Here is a 23641-nt window from a genome sequence, read left to right as displayed (position 1 = left end):
GGCGCGACGGCACCACTGCACTTTTACAGGTTGACGCGGTAGAACTTTGCTGGGAACGACGTGGAGTTGTACCGCAGCGGCGGGTACTCGGTCGGGGCCAGGTGCTTCAAGCCACCCGTATCACAGATGCTGGACGTTTGTGCGAAGCCGCTGTGCGCGATTCGCCATCGCCCGCCTGGCGGCGGCGCTCCTCGCTGGGCGCGTGTCCGAACAAACTACGGTAGGCCTTGCAGAAATGCGATGAGGACTGGAAACCGCAAGCCACGGTGACCTGCATGATGGGCTGGCTGCTGTGCGTCAGCAATTCCTGGGCGCGGCGCAGTCGCAGGTTCATGTAGTACTGCGCCGGGTTTATGCTGAAGTAGCGGTGGAACAAGCGCTCCAGCTGGCGCAGCGACAGCCCGATGGCGCTGGCCAGTTCGGCCAGGGGCAAGGGGTCTTCAATGTTGGCTGCCATGATCTCGGCGGCCTCGGTCAAATGCTGGTAACCCGGGCCGATGCACTCGGGCTGCGGAATGCGCTGGCGGTCGTTGCTGGCACGCAGCCGTTCTACGATGAATTGTTCGGAGATATCCATCACCAGCTTGGCGCCGTGGTGGTCCCGGATCAGGTGCAGCATCAGGTGCAGGGGTGCTGTACCGCCCGAGCAGGTCATACGGTCGCGGTCGAGGATGAAAACCTCAGGCGCAAATCGCACCTTGGGAAACTCTTCGCTGATCGCCGCCAGATTCTCCCAATGGATGGCACACCGGTAACCGTCCAGCAGTCCGGCGCTGGCCAGAGCAAAAGAGCCCGTACACAGCGCGCCCATGGCCGCGCCGGTGGCGGCGCATTGGCGCAGAAGTTGGCGTACGGCGTCATTCGTCACGCTGCGGATGTTGACACCGCCACAGACAAATACCATGTCGCATTCGGCCAGGTCGGCAAGATCTCCGATGGACGTCAGGGCCAATCCATTGCTGGCCACGGCGGCTATCTGGTCGGGGCTCACCACGGTCCATCGGTACAGCGGGCGGCGACTGATGTAGTTGGCCATGCGCAGCGTTTCTACGGCATTGGCAAAGGCGATCATCGAGTAGTCGTGCAACAGGATGAAGCCGATATGGGTACTGCCCTTTTTAGACTTTCCGTCGTTGGCACCCAAAGCTGCGGACGGGGGAGATTCAAGAGGGATGCGTGGCACGGGGCGCTCCTATCGGAACTTAGCTATCGCTGCTCTTGCGGGCTGCACCAAAACTCTCGGTAAGGCGGTCGAGGATGATGGCCAGCAAAACCACTGCCAGCCCACTCTCAAACCCCAAGCCGATGTTCAGGCGCTGGATGCTGGCGAGTACGTCGTTGCCCAGACCGCCCGCGCCGACCATCGAGGCGATGATGACCATCGACAGCGCCATCATGATGGTCTGGTTGACGCCTGCCATGATGGTCGGCATGGCGATGGGCAGTTGCACCTTGAACAGCAACTGGGTGGAGGTACAACCAAAGGCGTTGCCGGCTTCCACCTGTTCGGAGCTCACCTGGCGGATGCCCAGGCTGGTCAGGCGCACCACCGGCGGCATGGCGAAGATCACGGTGGCAATGGTGCCCGGCACCCGGCCCAGGCCGAACAGCATGGCAGCAGGAATCAGGTACACAAAGGCGGGCATGGTTTGCATGAAGTCCAGCATCGGCCGTACGGTGGAATTGACGCGGTTGTTGCGTGCGCACCAAATGCCCAGCGGAATACCGAAAAACAGGCTGATAAGCGTGGCCGAGAGTGTCAGGGCCAACGTGACCATGGTTTGCAACCAGAATCCGGTGACCACAATCAGCGTCAAGGCCAGCGCCACAAACACCCCAAACTTCCAGCCCAGGCGGCGAACGCCCACGGCCGCGGCGATCAGAATTACCAGCCAGAAGGGCAGGGCCAACATGCCCATCTCGACCCATTGGGCAAATTGCTCCACCACCACGCCAATTGAATCGAATACGGTAGCGCCGTTGTCCAGCAGGTGTTTCACCCCGGTATTGACCCAGCGGCCCAGGGGCAGCACGTCGTGCGAGGCTTCGGTGACTCGGGATAAAAGATCAGACATGGCGGGCCTCTTGGGACATTTTGACAAGCAGGCTGCGAGCGGAAATGCAGCCCAACAAGCGATCGGTGGCGTCGAATACGCCCACCGGCTGGTCCATGCCCAGCACGATTTTCATGGCCTCGGGCAGGGTGGTGTGGGAGGGGAGGCGCGGCCCGCCGTTGTAGGAGTGGCCGTTCAGTCCGGGGTCCAGCAAGTCCGCCGCTGTCAGGTAGCGCGAAGTGTCCACGCCTTCGAAAAACTTGCGCACGTAGTCGTTGGCAGGTTGGGTGATGATTTGGTGGGCGGTGCCCTCTTGCACCAGGTTGCCGCCTTCCATGATGGCGATGCGGGTGCCGATGCGCAGTGCTTCTTCGAGGTCGTGCGAGACGAACAACACCGTGCGCTGCTGCTCACGCTGCAAATCGAGCATCAGGCTTTGCATCTCGACGCGCTTGAGCGGGTCGAGTGCCGAGAAGGCCTCGTCCATCAGCAAGATGTCGGGGTCTACGGCCAGAGCCCGCGCCAGTCCTACACGTTGCTGCATGCCGCCCGACAACTGCGACGGGTATTTGGCCGCGTAAGTCTGTAAGCCCACTTGGCGCAGTACTTCCATGGCCCGGTCTTCACGCGCTTTGCGCGGCGTGCCCGCCATTTCCAGGCCAAAGGCAGCGTTGTCCAGCACATTGCGGTGCGGCATCAGCGCAAAAGACTGGAACACCATCGCGACCCGCTTGCGCCGCCACTTGACCAGGTCACACTGCGGCAGGGCGGCTATGTCTTCGCTATCAATGTTGATGGACCCTGAGGACGGCTCAACCAGGCGGTTGATGAGCCGAATCAAGGTGGATTTACCCGAGCCCGACAAACCCATCAGCACATAAATTTCGCCCGCCATTACGTCGAAGCTGACTTTGTTGACGCCCACGACATGCCCGGTTTTGGCAAATACTTCGTCTTTGCTTAGGCCTTCTCCCAGCAACTTCAATGCCTCGGAAATATTATTTCCGAATATTTTGTAAAGATTTCTAACGCTGATTTTGGGTTTGGGCATCGTGGGTCTCCTGGGGAATTTTTCACTGTCTGTTGCGGGTTTTTCTTATGAGCAAACAGCGTGCCACTATTTTCTAGGGCGAATATGTTTTAGGCTATGGGGTTTGCCTATAGGTTGGACTTCTTGGACTTCTATTTTTGTCAGTAGCACCAAAATAGATTTTCATGATTACAAATGGAAACTTGAAGCGATTTTTGTATCGGCACATGCACGTTTTTGAACTCACCGATCCAGTGCAATATCACTCACGGGCCTGCTGCAACAGGGCAAAATCCAACCTTGGTCAATTTCGCGTTGGCGAATGCCGCCGGCATGTTTCATGTCTACCTGGCCGGCTATTTTTTTTGTTTTGCAGGTGCTGCAGGCGCCACTGCTGCAAGAAGAGGGAAGGCGCAAACCCGCAGTAACCGCTGCTTGCAAAATAGTTTGATCGGCACGGCATGAAAATGCCTGGCCCATTTTCTGTAGTTGAATTTGGTATACAGAAACCGCATTTTCATTTTGTGCTGCAGTCGCGTTGTTCATTGCCGCTGGTGCCGCAGCTTCAAAAGAGAAACTCTCTTCCCGATACCGCTGCATGTCGAAACCCGCCGCCACCAGCAGTGCGCGCACCGCCGCCATGAACGGTGCCGGGCCACAGGTGTAGACATCGCGCTGCAAAAAGTCGGGGGCAATATGGGCCAGCCGCGCCGCATCCATGCGCCCCAAATGTCCGGCGTAGGCGCTGCCGGGGCTGTGTTGCTCGCACACGGTGGCCAGCCGCAGTTGTGTCATGTTGCGCGCCATCAGGCTCAGCTCTTCCGGGAACAGCACATCAGCAGGGCTGCGCGCGCAGTGCACAAACACGATGTCGGCATCGCTGCCCAGGTCGTGCAGTGCCCGCGTCATCGACATCAAGGGCGTCACACCGCTGCCGCCCGACAGGAATAGATACCGTTGGGCCGGTGCCTTGAAGCAGCTGAAGTCGCCGGAGGGCCCCATTGCGCCCAAGTCCATGCCCACGCGCAAGTGCTCGTGCAGCCAGTTGGACACCTCGCCGCCCGGCACCCGCTTGACGGTGATGCTTACGAGGTCCGGACGGGTGGGGGTGGAAGACAGCGTGTAGCAGCGATTCACGCTGCGGCCGTTGATCTGCAGCTCCAGTGTGATGAACTGGCCCGGCAGGTAGCGAAAACTGCGTGGGCCCTTGGCGGCCAGTATGAAAGTTTTGACATCGACGGTTTCCTGGCGGATTTGCACGCAGCGCAGGGTTTCGTCCTGGTCGGCAGACCAGGGCTGGGACGCGGGGGCAGCCAGGTCGGGAGCGTGGAGTGGTGTGGACATCGGGAAGGGCAAAGGGAAGGGCAAATGCTCAGCGGGTCAGCGTGCTTAGACGGTTCACATACCAGTTGCAAAATTTTTCGACCAGACCTTCGGTGAAAGGCGAGTAAGGGCCGGGTTCGTAGGCGCCGCTGGCAATGCCAATCTGCGACTCTTCCACCAGGCGGCGGTCTTGCGCGTTGGTGGCATTCCACACGGCCGTCAGGTTGTCCACGGTGTAGTCCACGCCCTCGACCGCATCCTTGTGCACACACCAGGTGGTGCGCACCAGGGTTTTGGTGGCGGAAATCGGCAACACCGAAAAGCTGACGATGTGGTCGCTCATGAAGTGGTGCCAGGAATTCGGCTGGGTCCAGAACGACAAGCCGCCGAGTGCTGGATCGACGAAGTTGGCCAGCAACTTCTTCGACGCCACTTCGGCGTTCATGGTTTGTGACTGGCCTGAGCGGTCGATCGGCAGGCGCTGGGCGCGAAAGCCGGTGATGCGCGAGTCCAGGGTTTCGATCTCTGCGGAGGGCAGGCCCATGGCCTCCCAGCGTTCGTGGTTGGCGGCCATGATGTCTTGAAAGCGCTGTAGCCCCGCCGCGTTGTGTTCGTCCGGCTGGTAGCCAAAGCCGTATTCGTACAAGGAGATGGTCAACTCCGGGTGGTTACTCATGCAGTGGTAGCACTCGCGGTTGTTCTCCATGGTGAGCTTCCAGTTGCAGTCTTCCACCAGATCGACCTGGGCCGCTACCTTGCACTGGCTGAGCTGGTGCGGTGCCAGGTAGGGGGTCATCTCCGCCGCCATCTGCTCAAAGTCTTCGGGGGGATTCTCGGCCAGGCAGATGAAGATCAAGCCGGCCAGACTGCGCACATGTACCGGCTTGAGGCCCAGACCACGGGGGTCAAAATCATCGCCCATGTGCTTGGCGTGGATCAATTGCCCTTTCAAGTCATAGGTCCACTGGTGGTAGGGGCAAACGATGTTGCCCACCACGCCCTGCTGGCTGGCGCACAGGCGCGAACCCCGGTGGCGGCAGACGTTGTGGAAGGCCTGGATCTGCATGTCGTCGTCGCGCACGATCAGGATGGAGTTGGTCCCGAAGTCCACGGTGATGTAGTCCCCGGCTTCCGGTAGCTGCGGCTCGACCGCGACGAAGATCCAGTGTTGGCCGAAGATGTGCTCCATGTCGGCCTGGAGCAGCGTATCGCTCAGGTAGAACGGCGCCTCCAGGCTGTAGCCAGGGCGTCGCCGCGCCAGCAACTCGCGCGTGAGCAGGGTTTGTGCAGAAATGGTTTTTGTCATGGTGGGTGTCTCTTCAAAAATGCACAAGACAATGGGCTCGCAGGTAGTCCAATACCGCCTGCGCCTTGGTGTGTGGGTTGCCTGCCTGGAGCACCGTGCCGCCGGTCGAAGGCGACTCAATCGCTCCCAGCATGCGGGCGTGACCGCTTTGGACGGTCTTGGCCTCCAGTAACTTGCGGCGCTTGCTATTGGGCACACGCTGGCCTGCAGGCGCGGTTGCCGGCCCAGAGGTTTGAACGGGCGTTCGCACGATCTGGCCCGCCATGGCGTCGGCCAGTGAATGGCGCAATATCTGGGGGGTAGCGGCGCTCACCGCCAGCACGGCAGGTGGGCTAATGCGCAGGCGTCTTCGGGCTCCTTTGGGTAGGGCCTGGGTCACGATCCAGGCGTCGCCGTCGGGCTGCACGGCCAGTACATCGGTGACCACCGGGCGTCCCAACGCAGCTGCCAGGGCATGGGGCAGCATGCCCGTGCCGTGCTCGGATTCTGAACGGGTGCCGGTCAATACCCAGGGCACATTGTGCAAAGCCGGGAGCAGCGCTGCCAAGACATCGGCAGCCTCGCCACACTCTACAATTTCAAGCCGCGGTGCGCCCAGGGCCAGGTAGTCGCGGGCCACAGCGTCCGGCAAGGAGCCTGCGGTGAGCAGCCGCACGGTGCCCGATAAACCTAAAGCCAGGGCCGCCGCGCTGGCATCGGCACGGCTGCGTGTGGGCCTGGCGCTGACCGCATGGGCACGGGCTGCGACCAATACTGTGATGTCGCTCATACATCTTCCTTTTGCCGGCGCACCAGTTCCAGCAGGGCCTGCATCAAGGCCGCGCTGTCTTCCACCACGGTCAGGTCGGCGCGGCGCGCAATCGGCGCGGAGGCGTCCAGATTGACCGCTATGACGTGGCGGCAGTCTTTGATGCCTTGCAGATGCTGCACCGCACCGGAAATCCCCAGAGCCAGATAGCCCGAGGCGGAAACGGTTTTTCCGGTGGCACCAATTTGTTGGGCGCGGGCGAAGCGGCCATCGTCCACCGCGACCCGCGAGGCCCCAACCGCGGCTCCCACCTCCAGCGCCAGCGAGTGGAACAGCGGCAGATCCGTCACCCCATTGCCTGCTGCCAGGATGAAGTCGGCTTCCTCCAGCGCCAGTGTCTGCGGATCTCCGGCTTGCACGCCCAGGTCTTCGATCCCGGCGTCGAATACGTCGGGCAACGCGGCAGCTACGTCTCGCAGGCCCAGCCCCACAAACGGCAGCTTGGTGCTGGCTACACCTTTGGTTAGCAGCATGACCTGGGTATGCGGGCGCAGCCAGTCCTGGCTGGCACTGGCGGGCACGCGCAAGGCGTCGGTCCCCAGCTCCACCACGCCACAGGCCAGGCTCAGCCCCGCCTGGATCGCAAAACGGCGACCCAGCTGGCCGTCGGCCCCGCTGTCGACGAAGAGCCAATGCGCCGGGGTCCAAGTAGTCTGCAGGCCTTGCAGCCATTGCACGCAGGCTGTGGGCTGGTAGCGGCTGGCATCAAAACTGTCTAATGCGAGTAAGCGGTCCACACCGAGCACGGCCACGTCGTCATGGCAGGCACCGAGTACCGCCACGATGACTTCTGTATCGGCGGGGGCCAAAATCGCCGCCGCCGCAATGGTCTGGTGCGCCACGTCGGTCAATGCACCACGCTCTGCGTGGGTGACGACCAGGGTGGCACGGGTGAACGGGCCTGCGCTGCGCACTGTTTTGACCGCGGCTTGGTGCGTGGGGCGGTGTGCGCTGAGGCGTTCGCCTTCGCTGCTGCCCAACACGATGCGGCGCAGGCCTGCCGGTGTGGTGATGGCGGGGCGGCGCGGGTCTACGCGGCGTGTGGGTGCTGAGGGTGCGTGTGTGTTCATGCCACCTCCAATGCGTGGGCCAGCAGCTCGGCGATATCCAGCACCTCGGGACGCGGTCCGACCACGCCCTCCAGCATGGCGGTGCAGTTCGGGCAGGCGACAGCCACCACGCCTGCGCCGGTGCTTTTGGCGTCTGCGATGCGGATGTCGGGGATGCGGGTGGCACCGGGAATGTCGGTAAACGGCGCGCCGCCGCCGCCGCCGCAGCAGCGGCCCCGTTCGCGGCTACGCTCCATCTCCACCACCTTGATGCCTATGCCTTTGAGCACGGCGCGCGGAGCCTCCACTTCGCGGCCGTAGCGGCCCAGGTAGCAGGGGTCGTGGTAGGTCACGGCCTCCAGGCTGCCGGCGCGGGTGGGTTGCAGTTGGCCCTTGGCCAGCAGGTCGGCCAGCAGCTGGGTGTGGTGCCAGACGTCGAAGTCGCCGCCCATGGCCGGGTACTCGTTCTTCAGCGAGTGGAAGATGTGGGGGTCGGGCGTCACGATGTGCAGAAAGCCGCGTGTCTTCAGGGTGGCGATGAGCTGCAGGGACAGGCGCTGGAAGCCGGCTTCGTCGCCCAGGCGACGTGCCAGGTCGCCGCAATCGGTTTCCGCCGTGCCCAGCAGGGCGATCTTCAGGCCGGCTTTTTGCAGCGTCTTGACGAAGGCGCGCAGGGTGCGCTGGTAGCGCATATCGAAGCCGCCTTCGCCGACCAGCACCAGCCAGTCGGTCTGGCCGCCGACATCCAGCAGCGGCACGTTCAGGTCGGCCGCCCAGTGGTGGCGGGCGGTGAGCGGGAAACCGCCGACGGTGTCGGTATCGCGCAGCTGTTCCAGCGCTTCCATGCCCTTGTTCGGCACCACGCCACCGACCAGGGTCATGTGGCGGCGCATGTCGACGATCGCGTCCACATGCTCGATCAGCATCGGGCATTCCTGCACGCAGGCGCGGCAGGTGGTGCAGGACCAGAGCGTGTCGCTGTTGATCAGGCCGTTGACGATGGGCAGGCCGGGGGCACCGGCGTGTTCACCGATGGGTTTGCCCGGGTAGGGGCTGCCAGCATAGTGGGCGTCGCTCCTGGCGCTCATGCCCACTACCAAATCCTGGATCAGTTTTTTCGGGTTCAGTGGCTGGCCCGCTGCAAACGCGGGGCAGGCGGCTTCGCATTTTCCGCACTGCACGCAGGCGTCAAACGACAACAGCTTGTTCCAGGCGAAATCTGCCGGTTTGCCCACGCCCATGTCGTCGGCAGTCAAGCGCAGGGGCTTCAGGGCCGTGGCGAAACGTTTGTCGCCAAATCGCTCGGGTCGGGGGTGCAGGCCCAGATGCAACAGGCCCGCCACGGCGTGTTTCATGGGACCGCCCAAGCCTACGCCCAGTGCGAGTTCAGCTGCTCCCGCCGCAAACGCCAGAGCAATCAAGCCCGCCAGCCAAGGCGCGAGTGCGGTGCCGGTCAGCGCCACGGCGCCGACCAGCGTGACTGCCAGCGCAAACAGCAGCAAGGAATAGGGCAACCGGCTCCATGAGCCCCTGGATAAGCGCATCGGCGCGTTGCGCCGCCGCCAGGCCATCGCGGTCGCACCGGCCAGCATCATCAGGCCTGCCAGCAACAGCACGGCATCCAGGCTGTGCCAGTACAAACCCAGTCCGTAGTTGAGGGCCACCAGCGCCAACGCCAGCAAAGCACCGCCCGCCACGCCGACGTGGGCACGTGCCACAAACGGCTCGCGTGCCACCACGTCGTGCAGATCTACAAAGTAACGCTTCGGAATTTGTAGCAGCCCGCGCAGGTCCACATGACGCGAACGGCCTGTTTTCCATATAACGGCCCGCCGCGCCATGCCCCAGGCCAGGCCCAGGACCGCCAGCCAGAACACGGTGCTTACCAGGTGCGGCAGCATCTCAAAAGTCCTTGCACAGGCGCAGCGAGTCGTAGATCGCCGCATGGATGTTGTGCATTGACACGCAATCGCCCACGCGGTACAGCAGGAAACTGCCGTTGCCGGTGGCCTGACTCAGGCCGGGCTGCGGCAGCGCATCAAACAGCGCTTCGATGTCGGTCTGGCCCTTGTTCAACGACAGCGGCTTGAGCTGCCAGTACAGGCCGTCGTTCGGCAGGATGCCGTTTTCCACCACCACCTGGTCCACCGCGCGTTCTTCCAGCGCCTCGGTGTATTCGTTCTTCAGCACGGCGATCAGCTTGTCGCCTTCCGGGGTATGTTCTTTGTAGACCTTTTCCAGCCAGAAATTCGGCGTCTGGATCACGGCATTGGCATACAGCTGGCGGTAGAAGATCGGGAAGGTGGTGCCGCCCACGTCGTCGGCCACCTTCACGTCGGGCGTGACGATCTCCACCAGCTTGCCGCGCGCGGCGATGAAGTCGGCCACGCCGGTGCCCGCATGGGTGCTGATGCTGTCGTAGACCAGCACGTTTTCGCCCGGTGCGACCGCACCCGACAGGATGTCCCAGCTGCTGACGCACAGGCCCTCGGCCGCGCCCCAGGCCGGCGTCTGGCCGGTGTGCGGCAGGCCACCTGTGGCCAGCACTACGATGTCGGGCTGCTCGGCCTGGATCATTTCCGGGGTGGCGGCCACGCCGAATCGGCGGTCCACGCCCAGGCGCACGGTTTCCATGTCGAACCAGCGGATGATGCCGGCCATCTGCTCGCGCTTGGGCGGCTTGGCGGCCAGATTCACCTGGCCACCGACGATCGTGTTCTTCTCGAACAGCACCACCTCGTGGCCGCGCTCGCGCGCCACGCGGGCGGCTTCCAGGCCCGCCGGCCCGGCGCCGACGACGACCACCTTGCGGCGCACGCCGGTGGTCTTCTGGATCACATGCGGCATGGTTTCTTCACGGCTGGTGGCGGCGTTCTGGATACAGAGGACATCCAGGCCGTTGTACTGGCGGTCGATGCAGTAGTTGGCACCGACGCATTGCTTGATCTGGTCTTCCTTGCCGTCGCGGATCTTGATGACCATGTGCGGGTCGGCAATCTGCGCGCGGGTCATGCCCACCATGTCCACCATGCCGGTGGCCAGGATGCGCTCGGCCTGGGATGCATCGCGGATGCTCTGCGCGTGCATGACCGGCACCCTGGACACCGACTTGATGCCAGCGGCCAGGTGCACAAACGGCTCGGGCGGCAGCGCCATCGGTGGCATGCAGTTCACCAGGGTGTTGTGGGTATCGGCACCCGAGCCCACCACGCTCAGGAAGTCGATCAGTCCGCTTTCGGACATGGCCTGGGCAATTTCTTTGGCCATCTCATGGCTGATACCGTCTTCATGGAACTCATCGCCGCACATGCGCATGCCGACGCAGAAGTCGGCTCCAACCTGTTCGCGCACGGCTTGCAGCACTTCCATGCCGAAGCGCAAGCGGTTTTCCAGGCTGCCGCCGTATTCGTCGGTACGGTGATTCACGCGCGGGCTCCAGAACTGGTCGACCAGCTGCTGGTGCGCGGCAGAGATTTCGATGCCATCCAGCCCGGCGTCTTTGACGCGCTTGGCAGCCCGGCCGTAGTCGGCCACGATGCGGCGGATTTCTTCGATCTCGATGGTTTTGGCATTACCACGGTGCACCGGCTCGCGTATGCCGGAAGGGCTGACCAGGTGCGGCCAGTCGAAGCCGTGCCAGGCGTTGCGCCGGCCCATGTGGGTAGCCTGGATCATCAGCTTGGCGCCATGTTTGTGCATGGTGTCGGCCAGCCTGGCCAGTGGCTCGATCACCGAGTTTTTGGCCAGATTGATGGAGCTCCACCACGACCAGGGGCTGTCGCGCGACACCGGGCTGGAGCCGCCGCAAATCGCCAGGCCTACGCCGCCCTTGGCTTTCTCCTCGTAATACCGGATGTAGCGCTCGGTCGGGTTGCCACCTTCGGCATACACCTCGGCATGCGCGGTGCTGACGATGCGGTTGCGCAGCAGGACCTGGTTCAGGCGGATGGGCTCAAACAAATGCGGGTAGCGCATGGCAAAACTCTAGCGTGGGCTGACGGTGAAGACGCAGTGGCTGTGGCCTTCTGCCGCGCATTGGGTCTCGGTGCTGGTGGTGCGCACGGCGGAGCCACTGGACTCCAGCACCCAGTCCATTGCGCCTGAAAACCAGCCCGCAAACAGGTAGCAGACCTTGCTGTGGTCTACCGGCACTCCGGCAATGCCTTGCGCCAGTACGAAGACCGAGTTATCCAGCTTGACCCGGGCATGGCCGGTGATGGCGTCTGCTTCAATGAACGAAAACAGCCCCCAGCCGCGTTGCGACAAGCGCTTGAGGTAGTGCTCGTACACCGCCATGCCGGAGAGGCCATGGGTCGCCGATTCTTGCTGGCACCAGAAGTAGGCCGAGCGGTGCCCGGCCTTGTACAGCGCCGGGGCATACACCTCCCGCCCCACCACGGCCTCGGTTTCGACATGGTTGTTGACGAAGAAGTGCCGGGGCACATAAATCATCGGTAAACCGTCGGTGGTCCAGACGCCTGTGTCGGCGTTCACTTCAATGGGGAGTTGGGGGTGCATCGTGCGCGTCCTCAGATGGTCGGGGGCTTAAGAGAGCCAGCTAGCTACGCGTGCTGGGTTGTCGGCAATCCATTTTTCGGCTGCTGCATCGGGCTTGGCACCACCTTCGACGGCCAGCATCACTGCGCCGATTTCCTCGGGCTTCCACGACAGCTTTTTCAGGAAGGCCACGACTGCAGGGGCCTTGGTGTTCAGCGCAGGGTTGATGACGCTGTCCACATGCTCTTCGGCGCCGTAGATGTTTTTTGGATCGGCCAGGAAGCGCAGCTTGTACTTGGCGAACATCCAGTGTGGAATCCAGCCGGTCACGGCAATGGCCTTGTTGGCGCGGTAGGCGCGGTCCAGTTCTGCCGCCATGGCGGGGCCAGAGCTGGGCAGCAAACGCATTTCCAGGCCATAGGCCTTGATGGCTTCTTCGGTCTTGCGCATGACGCCCGCGCCCGCATCGATGCCGACGATACGGTTGTCAAAATCGGCGCGGTGGCTGTTCAGGTCAGCCAGGCTGGTGGCCTTCACATAGTCGGGCACGATCAGGCCGATCTTGGCGCCAGGGTAGTTGGCACCCAGGATTTGCACCTTGTCCTTGAAGCTGGTCAGATAGGCTTCGTGCGTGACCGGCAGCCAGGCCGACAGCGTTGCATCCAGGTCGCCCCGCGCCACACCCTGCCACATGATGCCTGCGGCCAGTGGTACCAACTCCACCGGGGTGCCCAGCTTGCTGCGGATGATCGCAGCCGCCAGGTGGGTCGTGGCCACGCTGTCGGACCAGCCATCGACGAAGCCGATTTTGATCGTGGATTTGGTCTGGGCGAAAGCGCCCATGCCTGAGGCCGCCAGTGCGGACAGTCCCAGGGTTTGCGCCAGGAACCGGCGACGCTGGCGGGTGGAAGTCAAATGCGATTGAGCCATGGTACAAATACTCCTAGTTGAAAGAACGGGACACGGGAAACCGGGTTTGAGCGTGGATCACACGCTCCACACTTCATCAAATACACGCAGCCAGTTGCGCCCCATCACCTTGGTGATCTTGGACGCAGGCCAGCCCGCCAGCTCCATCGCGGCGGTGAGGTTGGGCATTTCGCCGATGGTGCGGATGCCCAGCGGGTTTTGTACGGTGCCAAATTTTGTGAGACGGCGGTTGGTGCCCTTGTCGTGTGTCAGCCACTCGAAGAAGTCGTCGCCATAGCCTTGGGTGAAGTCGGTGCCCACGCCCACGCAGTCTTCGCCTACCAGGTTAATCACATAGTCCAGCGCTTCCACGTAGTCGTCCACCGTGGCTTCAATGCCACGCTTGAGGAAAGGCGGGAACATGGTTACGCCGATGAAGCCGCCGTGGTCGGCAATGAACTTGAGCTGTTCGTCGTTTTTGTTGCGCGGGTGCTCTTTCAAGCCTGCGGGCAGGCAATGCGAATAGGTGACTGGTTTCCTGGACGCCAGTATGGCTTCTTCGGAGGTCTTGGCACCCACGTGCGACAAGTCGACCATGATGCCTACGCGGTTCATCTCGGCCACTACCTCGTGGCCGTAGCCCGACAGGCCGCCATCGCGCTCGTAGCAGCCGGTGCCGATCAGGTTTTGCGTGTTGTAGCAGAGCTGGACCACGCGCACGCCCATGTCGTGGAAGGCCTCGATGTAGCCCAGCTGATCTTCGAACGCATGGGCGTTTTGGAAGCCCAGCACGATGCCAGTTTTGCCGTCCTTCTTGGCCTGCTCGATATCTGCGGTGGTACGCGCCAGGGTCAGCAGGTCGCTGTTGTCGCGGATCAGCCGCTTCATCTGGGCGATGTTGGCCACCGTGCCCTTGAAGTCTTCCCACACCGAGACAGTGCAGTTGGCGGCGCTGACGCCGCCTTTTTTCATGTCTTCAAACACCGAGCGATCCCACTTGGAAATAATGAGGCCGTCGATGATCAATGCGTCTTGGTGCAGGGTGCTCATGGTGGGTTCTTTCAAGCGTAAAGAGGGAAGCGGGCGGTCAGGGCTTTGACGCGGACGTAGACCGAGGCTTCTACTGCTGCGTCGCCGGCGGGGTTGGTTTTCAGACTGTTGAAGACTTCGAGCATGAGACGCCCGACCTCTTCAAACTCGGCCAAGCCAAAGCCGCGCGTGGTGCCTGCGGCCGTGCCGACGCGGATGCCGGAGGTGATGGTGGGCTTTTCATCGTCAAACGGGATGCCGTTCTTGTTGCAGGTAATGCCCGCACGTTCCAGCGCCACTTCGGTCTGGTTGCCCTTCAGGCCCAGAGGCCGCAAATCGACCAGCAACAAATGGTTATCGGTGCCGCCCGTCACCAGGTCCAGGCCGCCGGCCTTGAGCACTGCGCCCAAGGCCTTTGCATTGGCAACCACCTGCTGGGTGTAGGCCTTGAAGCTGGGCTGCAGTGCCTCGCCAAACGCCACGGCCTTGGCGGCGATCACGTGCATCAGCGGGCCGCCTTGCGAGCCGGGAAACACAGCGGAGTTGATCTTCTTGGCGATCTCTGCGTCATTGGTCAGCACCACGCCGCCGCGCGGGCCGCGCAGGGTTTTGTGGGTGGTGGAAGTCGTCACATGAGCGTGCGGCACCGGGCTGGGGTAGACGCCGGTGGCCACCAGGCCGGCCACGTGGGCCATGTCTACCATCAGGAATGCGCCGACCTTGTCAGCAATCGTGCGGAAGCGCGCCCAGTCGATGGTGCGCGGGTAGGCGGAAAAGCCCGCAATGATGAGTTTGGGCTTGTGCTCGACGGCCAAGGCTTCGACTTCGTCATAGTCGATCAGCGAATCGGCGCGGCGCACGCCGTATTGCACCGCCTTGAACCATTTTCCGGACAGCGCCGGCTTGGCACCGTGCGTCAGATGGCCGCCGGCCGATAGCGACATGCCCAGCACCGTGTCGCCAGGCTGCACCAGCGCCAGCATCACCGCGGTGTTGGCCTGCGCACCGGAGTGGGGCTGCACATTGGCGAATTCGCAACCAAACAGCTTGCATAGGCGCTCGATGGCCAGGGCCTCGACCACGTCCACATGCTCGCAGCCGCCGTAGTAGCGCTTGCCCGGGTAGCCTTCGGCGTACTTGTTGGTCAGCACCGAGCCTTGGGCTTCGAGCACGGCCTGGGAGACGATGTTCTCCGAGGCGATGAGTTCGATCTGGTCGCGCTGGCGCTGCAGTTCGTGGCTCATGGCTGTGTTGACCGCTGCATCGGCCTGTGCCACGCCCACGGAGAAGAAGTTTTCAGTTGTCATGGGGGAGAGTCCTCAAACGATTTCGAACAAGGGGGTGAAAGTCGGGTCGACGCATTGCACCGGGCTGGTGATGCACAGGTGGTAAGGCTTGGCGGTGCGTTCCAGCAAGCGCCAGGTGTAATCGGCGAAGCTGCGGCGGAACACGAGGACCACACCGGCGGTGTCGGTACGCACCACGGTGAAGCCGGTCTTGGAAGCCACGGTACTGGCGCAGCGGCCCACGGCCAGGCTCTCATAGTCGTAAGGGCCGAGCTGGCGCAGCAGCAGCATGTGGTCGGGCCCGGTGATGCGCAGTGCCGTCAGGCCGCCGCTGTTGTCCACCACCTGGGCGAACACATCTTGGAGCGCGCTGGTCAGCGCGATCAGCAGCGCATTGCAGGCCGAGCGCTTGCACACCAGCAGCCATTCATCGGGCGATACCCACAGCACTGCACCGGCGCCGGTGGATAAAACCGTCATCGGCTGGGTCGGCAGGGCCTGGCCCAGCACGCCGGCTACGCCTTGCATGAAGGCGGCGTCATCGGCCTTGCCGCGCAAGACCAGGTAGCCCAGGTTGCCCAGTTCGCTCATCACCACCCGGTTCCGCGGCGTGGGGGCGGCCACGCGGGCCGGCAGGTCAAAGCCGTGCAGCGGGGACTCCAGCATCACATTCAGTGGATTAAACATTTTGGCGGTCACCTTTCACATCCACAAACACGCTGCCGCCGACCTTGACGGGCGTGACCTTGCCGTGAGCGTGCACATACAGGGTTTGCTCTTTGCGCTGCAGACCACCGGCCACCACCGCCATGGCGATGGAGCGGCCCAGGAAGGCGCTGTGGTAGCTGGAGGTCACATGGCCCAGCATCTGGTTGCTTGCACCGACGGTGGCGCTTTCCATGATTTGCGCGCCTTCGATCAGCACGCTGTGGGGGTCTTCGGGCAGCAGGCCGACCAGCTGCTTGCGGCCTTCCCGGGCCGTGTCGCTGCGTGCCAGCGAGCGCTTGCCGAGGAAGCTGAACGGCTTTTTCATGCCGACCGCCCAGGCCATGTCCAGGTCCAGCGGGCTCATCGAGCCATCGGTGTCCTGGCCGACGATGATGAAGCCTTTTTCGGCGCGCAGCACGTGCATGGTTTCGGTGCCGTAGGGCGTGATGTCGAACTCGGCGCCGGCGGCCATCACGGCCTCCCACAGCGCGTGGCCGTAGCCGGATTCGACGTTCAGCTCATACGACAGCTCGCCTGAGAAGCTGATGCGGAAGACCCGGGCAGGCAGGCCAAACACCGTGCCCGCACGCCAGTCCATGAACTTGAAGTTGTCGGGCGACAGATCGATGTCCGGGCACAGCTTTGCCAGCACCGCGCGGGACTTGGGTCCCACCAGGGCGATGGTGGACCAATGATCGGTCACCGAAGTCATCCATACCTTGAGTTCGGGCCATTCGGTCTGGTGCCAGCGCTCCAGCCAGTTCAACACCCGGGCCGCACCGCCGGTGGTGGTGGTCATGTAGAACTGGTTCTGCTGAATGCAGGCGGTCACGCCGTCGTCCATCACCATGCCGTTTTCGTCCAGCATCAGGCCGTAGCGGCATTTGCCGACGGCCAGCTGGGTCCAGGCGTTGGCGTAGATGCGGTTCAGGAATTCGCGCGCATCCGGGCCGTCGATCTGGATCTTGCCCAGAGTCGACGCGTCCATCACCGCCACGCCGTTGCGCGCTGCCAGGCATTCGCGGTTCACCGCGGCGTGCATATCTTCGCCGGGCTTGGCGAAATGCCAGGGCCGCTGCCATTGGCCGACCGGCTCCAGCGCCGCGCCGCGCGCCACATGGGCGGCGTGGATAGCGCTGTAGCGGTTCGGGTCGAACAGTTCTTCGCGCATGGTACCGGCCAGCGCGCCCAAGCTCACCGGGGTGTAGGCCGGGCGGTAGGTGGTGGTGCCAACCTCGTTCACCGGGCGCTTCAGCGCGCGGGCGGTGATGACGAAGCCGTTGACGTTGGACAGCTTGCCCTGGTCGGTGCCGAAGCCCAGCGCGGTATAGCGCTTGACGTGCTCGATCGAGTGGTAGTTCTCGCGCACCGCCAGTTCGATGTCGGCGGCGCTGACGTCGTTCTGGTAGTCGACAAAGGCCTTGGCGCCGACGCCTTCAGCCTTGCCGTCGGGCAAGCGGAACATCGGGCGGGCCGCCAGGCGCTTGGGCTGCACGCACAGCGGGGCTTGCAGCAGTTCGTCCTTGCCACAGGCTTTCAGCAGTTGCTCCATGACTTCGGTGGTTTGCGCCAGCGCATCCGCCAGCTCGAACGCACCGGTGACCGCGCCTACGCAGGCCACGCCTTTGCGGCCGGTACGTGGCGCGACGAAGGCGGCTACCGATTCATCCCATTGCGGGCGGCTGCCGTCGTGGCAGAACAGGTGCACCGTGGGTGACAGGCCGCCGGAGCTCAGCACCACATCGCAGGCGATGAAGGTTCCGGTGCCGGCCACTTCGTCGCGGGTGGCATGCAGGGGCACCAATTTGACGCCCTTGACTTCGCTGCCGCCGGTGACTTCGGCAATGCCGTGGCCGGCCATCACCGTGTAGCTGCTGTTGCGCGCCACCGCGCCATGGCGCACATCGGCGACCGTGACGGTGGCGCCGGCCTTGGCCAGGCCTTCGGCGCAGTCGTGGACCAGGTCGCTGGTGCCGCAGATCACCACGCGTTGGCCGACGCGCACGCCGTAGCGGTGCAGAAAGGTCTGGCCCGCCGAGACGGTCATCACGCCGGGCAGGTCGTTGTTGCCGAACACCAGTGGGCGTTCGATGGCTCCGGTGGCCAGCACCACATGGTGGGCGCGGATCTTATGCATGCGGTGGCGTGGCAGATGGGCCTGGCGCTGCTCTGGCGCGATATGGTCCTGCACCAGTTCCACGGCCTGTACCAGGTTCTGCTCGTACATGCCGAAGGCGGTGGTGCGAGTCAGCACCGTCACATGCGGCATGCCGGCCAGGACAGCTTGCACCGAGCGGATATAGGCATCGCTGTTGCGGCCATCGATTTGTGCATGCGGGTCGGACAGCAGCCAGCCGCCGAGTTCGTTTTGTTCGTCCAGCAGCACGGTCTTGAGCCCGGCGCGACCGGCCTGCAGCGCGGCCAGCAGGCCGCAGGCGCCGCCGCCGACGACCAGCACGTCCACGTGGTGATGCAGGTGGTCGTAGTTCTCGGAATCGGGTTCGGTCGGTGCGTCGCCAAAGCCGGCGAACTTGCGGATCACGGTTTCATACAGCGGCCAGAGCTTTTGCGGCCACTTGAAGGTCTTGCTGTAGAAGCCGGCCGGCATGAAGCGCGAGCCCTGGCCCAGCACCGACTTCAGATCGAAGTCCAGCGAGGGCCAGCCCGAGGTGGAGCGGGCGCTCAGGCCGTCATACAGCTCGGCCTGGGTGGCCTTGACGTTCGGCGTGGTCAGCGCGCCCACGCCCAGCTGCACCAGTGCATTCGGTTCTTCCGCACCGGCGCCGATGATGCCGCGCGGACGGCCGTACTTGAAGCTGCGCGCCATGCGGCGCACGCCATGGGCCAGGAGGGCGGAGGCCAGCGTGTCGCCGGGGTGGCCGGTGTAGTCGCGGCCGTCGAAGGTGAACTTGACTGTGCGCGTGGCGTCGATGCGCGTGCCGGTCTGTGGTACCCGTGTGCCGCTCATGCCGTTTGCTCCTTGGCCATGTCGGCCAGAAACAAGGCCTTGCCTTCGGCCAGGGTCCAGCTGCCGGCGATCTCGTAGGTGGCGGTGTTGCGCTTCACGGCAAACACCTTGCGGCAGGCCGCGGTGTGCTGCCATTGCTCCCAGAACCAGCCCTTGGTGTTCCTGCGCATAAAAACATAGTCGCCCCAGGTGGCGTCGTCTACGGCTTCGGGCTGGAGCGGGCGGGGGATATAGGCTTCACCGGCGTTGCTGAACTCTTCTTCGTCCCGCGTTTCGCCGCAGTGGGGGCAGTGCAATAAAAACATATCAGTGGGCGACGCCTGCAGCGCCGTGTTCGTCGATGAGGTGACCAGTGTGGAAGCGGTCCACGGAGAAGGATTTGGCGAGGGCGTTGGGCTCCCCTCTTGCCAGCATGTCGGCAAATACATGGCCCGAGCCCGGCGTGGCCTTGAAGCCGCCGGTGCCCCAGCCGCAGTTGAAAAACAGGCCTTGCACTGCGGTCTTGGAGATGATGGGGCAGGCGTCAGGCGTCACGTCCACAATGCCGCCCCATTGGCGATTCATGCGCACGCGGGAGAACTGGGGAAACAGCTCGATGATGGCGGCGGCCGTGTGCTCTATGACGTGCGGGCTGCCACGCTGGCCGTAGCCCAGGTAGCTGTCGATGCCGGCGCCGATCACCAGTTCGCCCTTGTCGGACTGGCTGAGGTAGCCGTGGACTGCGTTGGACATGATCACGGTGTCAATCACGCGCTGCATCGATTCGGACACAAAGGCCTGCAACGGATGGCTTTCCAGCGGCATGCGCAGGCCAGCCATCTTGGCCAGCACCGACGAATGGCCGGCGGCCACGCAACCCACGCGGTCGGTCTTGATGGCGCCCAGGTTGGTTTGCAGGCCGCGGATCTTGCCGCCTGCTATGTCCATGCCGGTGACTTCGCAGCCCTCGATCAGATCCACGCCCAGGCGGCTGGCGGCGCGGGCAAAGCCGCGCGCTACGGCGTCGTGGTGGGCGATGCCGGCGCGCGGCTGCCAGCTGGCACCCAGCACCGGGAAGCGGCGACTGCGGCTGCAGTCAAGCTGGGGAATCTTTTCTTTCACTTCCTGTGCATTCAGCACATGGGCGTCAATGCCTTGCAGCGCGTTGGCGTTGACCCGGCGCTCGATGTCGCGCATGTCCTGCAGGGTATGGCCCAGGTTGAACACGCCGCGCTGGCTGAACATCACGTTGAAGTTCAGGTCCTCGGTCAGGCCTTCCCACAGCTTGAGCGAATGCTCATAGATGGCGGCCGATTCGTCCCACAGGTAGTTGGAGCGCACGATGGTGGTATTGCGCGCGGTGTTGCCGCCGCCCAGGTAGCCTTTTTCCAGCACCGCGATGCGGCCGACCTGGGGGTGGTTCTTGGCCAGGTAATAGGCCGTGGCCAAGCCGTGCCCGCCGCCGCCGACGATCACCACGTCGTAGGATGGCTTTAACGCCACCCGCTCCCAGGCAGGTTCCCAGGTTTGGTGGTTTTTGAAGCCGTGCTTGAGCAGGCTCCAGAGAGAGTAGTTTTGGCCGCGCATAGTCGCTCGTGAGGGGGTCCAATGAATCTGCGTCCATTGTTGGATGTCCCTGGTACGCCAACTTGCGCCGGGCAGACGCGCACTTGCTCAAATTCGACATGATGTCGAGTTTGGTGATTTTTGAGAATTACCGGATGGCACTGACGGATTGTTGAAAATCGGCCCGTGACTCCGTACACATCACTGGCCTTGTCGAGAGCCCTTGGACTGAACGTTGTGATAACGCTATTGGGCGGTAGCAGACAGTTGCCCTAGATGATTTCCATCAATGAATGTGCCCTGCGATCCGTCAGTGAGGAACCCCACTTAACCCTATCAATCAAGTTCCGTGGCGATCCCTTGGGTTTGGGCACATATGCTGCTTCAATCCAAAAAACCCGCGATCGGGCAAGATCAAAAAAAATGAGCCCTGACCTTGTGTAAGCGGTATCGAAGGTTCCGATGCAAGCAAGAGGCAAACTACCGCCCTCCGACGCGTGCACTGACAGGCCTCGTCCGGAATGAAGCAGTTACCACCCAGTCAATGCCCGCTTTCGCTGCATTTCAGTCCGTCGGAGCTGGCTTCGCACCCCGTGTTTACGACTTCTCAAAACGGCCTAAAAAATTCACTTGCCCACAAACTCGCATGGATGCTAGAGCCGTGGTTACGACTTTAATTGCGCAGAACGGCACCTTTGAAACTGGCGACGTGCTTACCATAAGTACTTGTTTTAGCAAGTTGAGAATTTGAGCCCGCTAAGCCCGCACAGAGGGCAGGGGCTGTTTAACCCGCGGCGCGCGGCCCGGGCAGGGGCCGAAGAAGCCCCGGCTCGCTCAGATCTTTATTCCTCATGAGGGCTCCTGCAGGCAAACCAGCTCACGCCGATTCCGGAGATTGAGAAAATTCGATCGAGTTTTGCGCTGAAGCAGGTGCGATACAAGATGCGTTGCCGTTGCCTTCGGCTATCCGGCTGTAGGCGCACCACCACAAGCCGATGGCATTCGGAGAATAGCTACCACCGCAAGGCCGGCGTTGTCACCGGAGCATCCCAAAGCGCCTTCAACTCTTCGTTCAGTAGCGTCACGGTCAGGGAGGCGCCGGCCATTTCGAGCGAGGTGGTGTAGTTGCCGACCAGCGACCGCGCCGGCACCAGGCCGGCATGGCTCAGGCGCTCGCTGGCCAGCTGGTACAGCAGGTAAAGCTCCATCAACGGCGTTCCGCCGAGGCCGTTGACGAACAGCAGCACCTCCTGCCCCTGCTTCGGGTTCAAGTCTTTCAGGATCTCGTCCATCAGCTCGTCAACGATAGCGGTGGCGGATTGGAACGCCCCGCGCCGGCGCCCGGGTTCGCCATGAATGCCCACGCCTATCTCCATTTCGTCAGGGCCGATCTCAAAAGTCGGCACGCCCGCCTCCGGCACGGTGCAGCTGCTGAAAGCCACCCCCATGGAGGCCGTGCAGGCGTTCACGCGGTCACCCAGGTGCTTGCAGGCGGCCAGGTCGGCGCCGCGCTCCGCGGCCGCGCCGACCATCTTTTCGACCACCAGCGTTCCGGCAACGCCGCGGCGGCCCGTGGGATGCCCGGCTGTGTCGACCGACACGTCGTCGTTGACCAGGACCCAGGCGTATTCGCTGTCCATCATGTCCATGGCCATCTGGAAATTCATCACGTCGCCGGCGTAGTTCTTGACGATGAAAAGCACACCCGCCTCGCCGCCGACGGCCTTGGCCGCAGCCAGCATTTGGTTGGGCGTCGGCGAGGTGAACACCTGGCCGGGGCAGGCGGCGTCGAGCATCCCGGTGCCGACGAAGCCGGTGTGGAGCGGCTCGTGGCCCGACCCGCCGCCGGAGATCAGCGCCACCTTGGACGGCGTGGGGTTCTTGCGCGTGACGAACAGCGGGTCCAGATGCACGGTCACCAACTGGGCATGGGCGGCCCCGAACCCCAGAATGCTTTCAAACACGAGGTCGCTGGGGAGGTTGGTGAATTTCTTCATCGCGGCTCGCAGTGGGTAATGGGCCGATTATGGCCACCGCGGGCGTGCCTTGTCACGCGAGGTTCTCCGCAGTGATGATTTCTATTCGGGGGTTGCTCACGGCCAGCGCGCCGCGCACGTCTTCGCACAGCAGCCGCAATACCTTGGCGGCGGTCATGATGGCGTAGTACACGTCCTGCTGCAGCACATAAGAGACGACGTTGGCCACCAGCAGCGAGCGGTGCATCTCCAGCAGGTCGTGCACCACGAATCCCAGCGAGCTGTCGTACCCTAACTCCTGCAGGGCGCGGCTGACGCCATGCGAGCCCGGGCCCAGGTTGTACAGGGCGTGCAGCTTCCCGTCGGTTTGAGCCGGATCGAGGAATTGCCGGGCAAATGTGTAGGCCTGGTCTTCCGATTCCGGCATGTCGGACAGCTCGATCAGCCGGGCATTGGGAAACCGCTCCTCCAGCACTTGGGCAAAGCCGATGCGCCGGTCGATCTCGGCGGCGAATCGTGTAGCCGGCGACAGCATGGCGCAGCGCCCGGGCTCGCCGCGTGGCAGGCAGCGGCCCAGCAAGATGCCCGCAGTCCGCCCGGCTGCGCGGTTGTCCGCGCCAACAAAGGTCTCGCGCAGCGAACCGGCGACGTCGGAAAACAGGGTGACCACATGCACGCCGCTTCGAGCCAGTTCATTGATGGCCAGCTTGACCTGCGGCACATCAGGCGCCAGCAGGGCGATGCCGTCCAGATCGGTCATCTTGGCCAGTTCCTGAGCGAAGTCCGCGCCGTCCTGGTTCGGCAGGCGATGGGTGATTTCAGTGATGTGCTGGTGCCTGAAATCACCGGCGGCCTGGGCGACGACGCGGTCGATGATGTCGAAAAAACCGCGCCGCGAAGCGGGCAACACAAACCCGAAGCGGTAGTTGGGCGTGGACCGTGGGCGGCCGCGGGCTGGAGTGGCGGCGCCGAGCGCCTGCATCACTGTGCGGACCCGATCCACCGTCGCTGGGTTGACGCCCGGTCGATTGTTCAGAACGCGATCAACCGTGGCGGTACTTACGCCCGCAGCTTCTGCTATCTGGTTGATGGTGGCTGCCATTGAATCGATGGGTTTGCGGCCAAGGTGATTTTAAATAAATCAATCTTGTGG

General features: G+C 63.1%; 19 protein-coding genes and 1 pseudogene. 1 reads left to right on the top strand and 19 read right to left on the bottom strand.

Annotation, left to right across the window (positions count from 1 at the left end; all coding sequences use genetic code 11):
- Positions 1 to 106: 106 nt before the first annotated feature.
- From AC1DUB_RS03165 to AC1DUB_RS03085, 17 genes are all read right to left on the bottom strand, one after another.
- The gene (locus AC1DUB_RS03165) at positions 107 to 1183 is read right to left on the bottom strand and encodes a GlxA family transcriptional regulator (RefSeq protein WP_477728264.1); all 1077 of its coding nucleotides are present in this window, start codon (positions 1181 to 1183) and stop codon (positions 107 to 109) included.
- Between the two features lie 19 nt (positions 1184 to 1202).
- Positions 1203 to 2075, bottom strand: coding sequence for an ABC transporter permease (locus AC1DUB_RS03160; protein WP_477728263.1), 873 nt, complete (start codon positions 2073 to 2075; stop codon positions 1203 to 1205).
- Positions 2068 to 3105, bottom strand: coding sequence for a quaternary amine ABC transporter ATP-binding protein (locus AC1DUB_RS03155; protein ID WP_477728262.1), 1038 nt, complete (start codon positions 3103 to 3105; stop codon positions 2068 to 2070). Before AC1DUB_RS03155 ends, AC1DUB_RS03160 begins: the two co-directional genes overlap by 8 nt.
- A 222-nt stretch (positions 3106 to 3327) precedes the next feature.
- A complete protein-coding gene (locus AC1DUB_RS03150) occupies positions 3328 to 4428 on the bottom strand; it encodes an FAD-binding oxidoreductase (RefSeq protein ID WP_477728261.1) in 1101 nt (366 codons plus the stop codon).
- A 28-nt stretch (positions 4429 to 4456) separates the two neighbouring features.
- Positions 4457 to 5713 carry an aromatic ring-hydroxylating oxygenase subunit alpha gene (locus tag AC1DUB_RS03145; RefSeq protein ID WP_477728260.1) on the bottom strand — a complete coding sequence of 419 codons (1257 nt, stop codon included), beginning with the start codon at positions 5711 to 5713 and terminating at the stop codon, positions 4457 to 4459.
- 13 nt (positions 5714 to 5726) lie between these two features.
- Entirely contained in the window at positions 5727 to 6482 is a 756-nt protein-coding gene (locus tag AC1DUB_RS03140; protein WP_477728259.1) for an adenine nucleotide alpha hydrolase family protein, read from the bottom strand.
- Positions 6479 to 7591 carry an FAD-binding protein gene (locus AC1DUB_RS03135; protein ID WP_477728258.1) on the bottom strand — a complete coding sequence of 371 codons (1113 nt, stop codon included), beginning with the start codon at positions 7589 to 7591 and terminating at the stop codon, positions 6479 to 6481. The genes AC1DUB_RS03140 and AC1DUB_RS03135 overlap by 4 nt, the downstream gene beginning before the upstream one ends.
- Positions 7588 to 9471 (bottom strand): (Fe-S)-binding protein, encoded by a 1884-nt coding sequence (locus AC1DUB_RS03130; protein WP_477728257.1) that lies wholly within the window; start codon positions 9469 to 9471, stop codon positions 7588 to 7590. The genes AC1DUB_RS03135 and AC1DUB_RS03130 overlap by 4 nt, the downstream gene beginning before the upstream one ends.
- 1 nt (position 9472) lies before the next feature.
- Positions 9473 to 11545 carry an oxidoreductase gene (locus AC1DUB_RS03125; RefSeq protein WP_477728256.1) on the bottom strand — a complete coding sequence of 691 codons (2073 nt, stop codon included), beginning with the start codon at positions 11543 to 11545 and terminating at the stop codon, positions 9473 to 9475.
- Between the two features lie 9 nt (positions 11546 to 11554).
- Positions 11555 to 12088 carry a DUF5943 domain-containing protein gene (locus tag AC1DUB_RS03120; protein WP_477728255.1) on the bottom strand — a complete coding sequence of 178 codons (534 nt, stop codon included), beginning with the start codon at positions 12086 to 12088 and terminating at the stop codon, positions 11555 to 11557.
- Positions 12089 to 12115: 27 nt separating this feature from the next.
- The gene (locus AC1DUB_RS03115) at positions 12116 to 12997 is read right to left on the bottom strand and encodes a glycine betaine ABC transporter substrate-binding protein (protein WP_477728254.1); all 882 of its coding nucleotides are present in this window, start codon (positions 12995 to 12997) and stop codon (positions 12116 to 12118) included.
- Between the two features lie 57 nt (positions 12998 to 13054).
- Positions 13055 to 14026 (bottom strand): dipeptidase, encoded by a 972-nt coding sequence (locus AC1DUB_RS03110; RefSeq protein ID WP_477728253.1) that lies wholly within the window; start codon positions 14024 to 14026, stop codon positions 13055 to 13057.
- An 11-nt stretch (positions 14027 to 14037) separates the two neighbouring features.
- On the bottom strand, positions 14038 to 15312 hold the full coding sequence (locus AC1DUB_RS03105; RefSeq protein WP_477728252.1) for a serine hydroxymethyltransferase: 1275 nt from the start codon (positions 15310 to 15312) through the stop codon (positions 14038 to 14040).
- Between the two features lie 12 nt (positions 15313 to 15324).
- The gene (locus tag AC1DUB_RS03100) at positions 15325 to 15978 is read right to left on the bottom strand and encodes a sarcosine oxidase subunit gamma (protein WP_477728251.1); all 654 of its coding nucleotides are present in this window, start codon (positions 15976 to 15978) and stop codon (positions 15325 to 15327) included.
- Positions 15971 to 18967: a sarcosine oxidase subunit alpha family protein gene (locus tag AC1DUB_RS03095; protein ID WP_477728250.1), complete on the bottom strand. Its 2997-nt coding sequence runs from the start codon at positions 18965 to 18967 to the stop codon at positions 15971 to 15973. The genes AC1DUB_RS03100 and AC1DUB_RS03095 overlap by 8 nt, the downstream gene beginning before the upstream one ends.
- Positions 18964 to 19272, bottom strand: coding sequence for a sarcosine oxidase subunit delta (locus AC1DUB_RS03090; protein WP_477728249.1), 309 nt, complete (start codon positions 19270 to 19272; stop codon positions 18964 to 18966). Before AC1DUB_RS03090 ends, AC1DUB_RS03095 begins: the two co-directional genes overlap by 4 nt.
- Before the next feature lies 1 nt (position 19273).
- Entirely contained in the window at positions 19274 to 20533 is a 1260-nt protein-coding gene (locus tag AC1DUB_RS03085; RefSeq protein WP_477728248.1) for a sarcosine oxidase subunit beta family protein, read from the bottom strand.
- A gap of 852 nt (positions 20534 to 21385) precedes the next feature.
- On the opposite strand from AC1DUB_RS03085, the pseudogene AC1DUB_RS03080 reads away from it, so the two are divergent.
- Positions 21386 to 21489 (top strand): annotated as a pseudogene (locus tag AC1DUB_RS03080) (ArsR family transcriptional regulator); the annotation flags it as partial.
- Positions 21490 to 21525: 36 nt separating this feature from the next.
- Here the strand turns inward: AC1DUB_RS03080 and dhaK are convergent.
- The gene (gene dhaK, locus AC1DUB_RS03075; protein WP_477728247.1) at positions 21526 to 22509 is read right to left on the bottom strand and encodes a dihydroxyacetone kinase subunit DhaK; all 984 of its coding nucleotides are present in this window, start codon (positions 22507 to 22509) and stop codon (positions 21526 to 21528) included.
- A gap of 52 nt (positions 22510 to 22561) precedes the next feature.
- Positions 22562 to 23590, bottom strand: coding sequence for a LacI family DNA-binding transcriptional regulator (locus AC1DUB_RS03070; protein ID WP_477728246.1), 1029 nt, complete (start codon positions 23588 to 23590; stop codon positions 22562 to 22564).
- Positions 23591 to 23641 lie beyond the last annotated feature (51 nt).

Source organism: Polaromonas sp. P4_F9, from assembly GCF_056401235.1.
The sequence above is the reverse complement of the archived record's forward strand: the minus strand, read 5'-3'. Positions and strand labels throughout refer to the sequence as shown.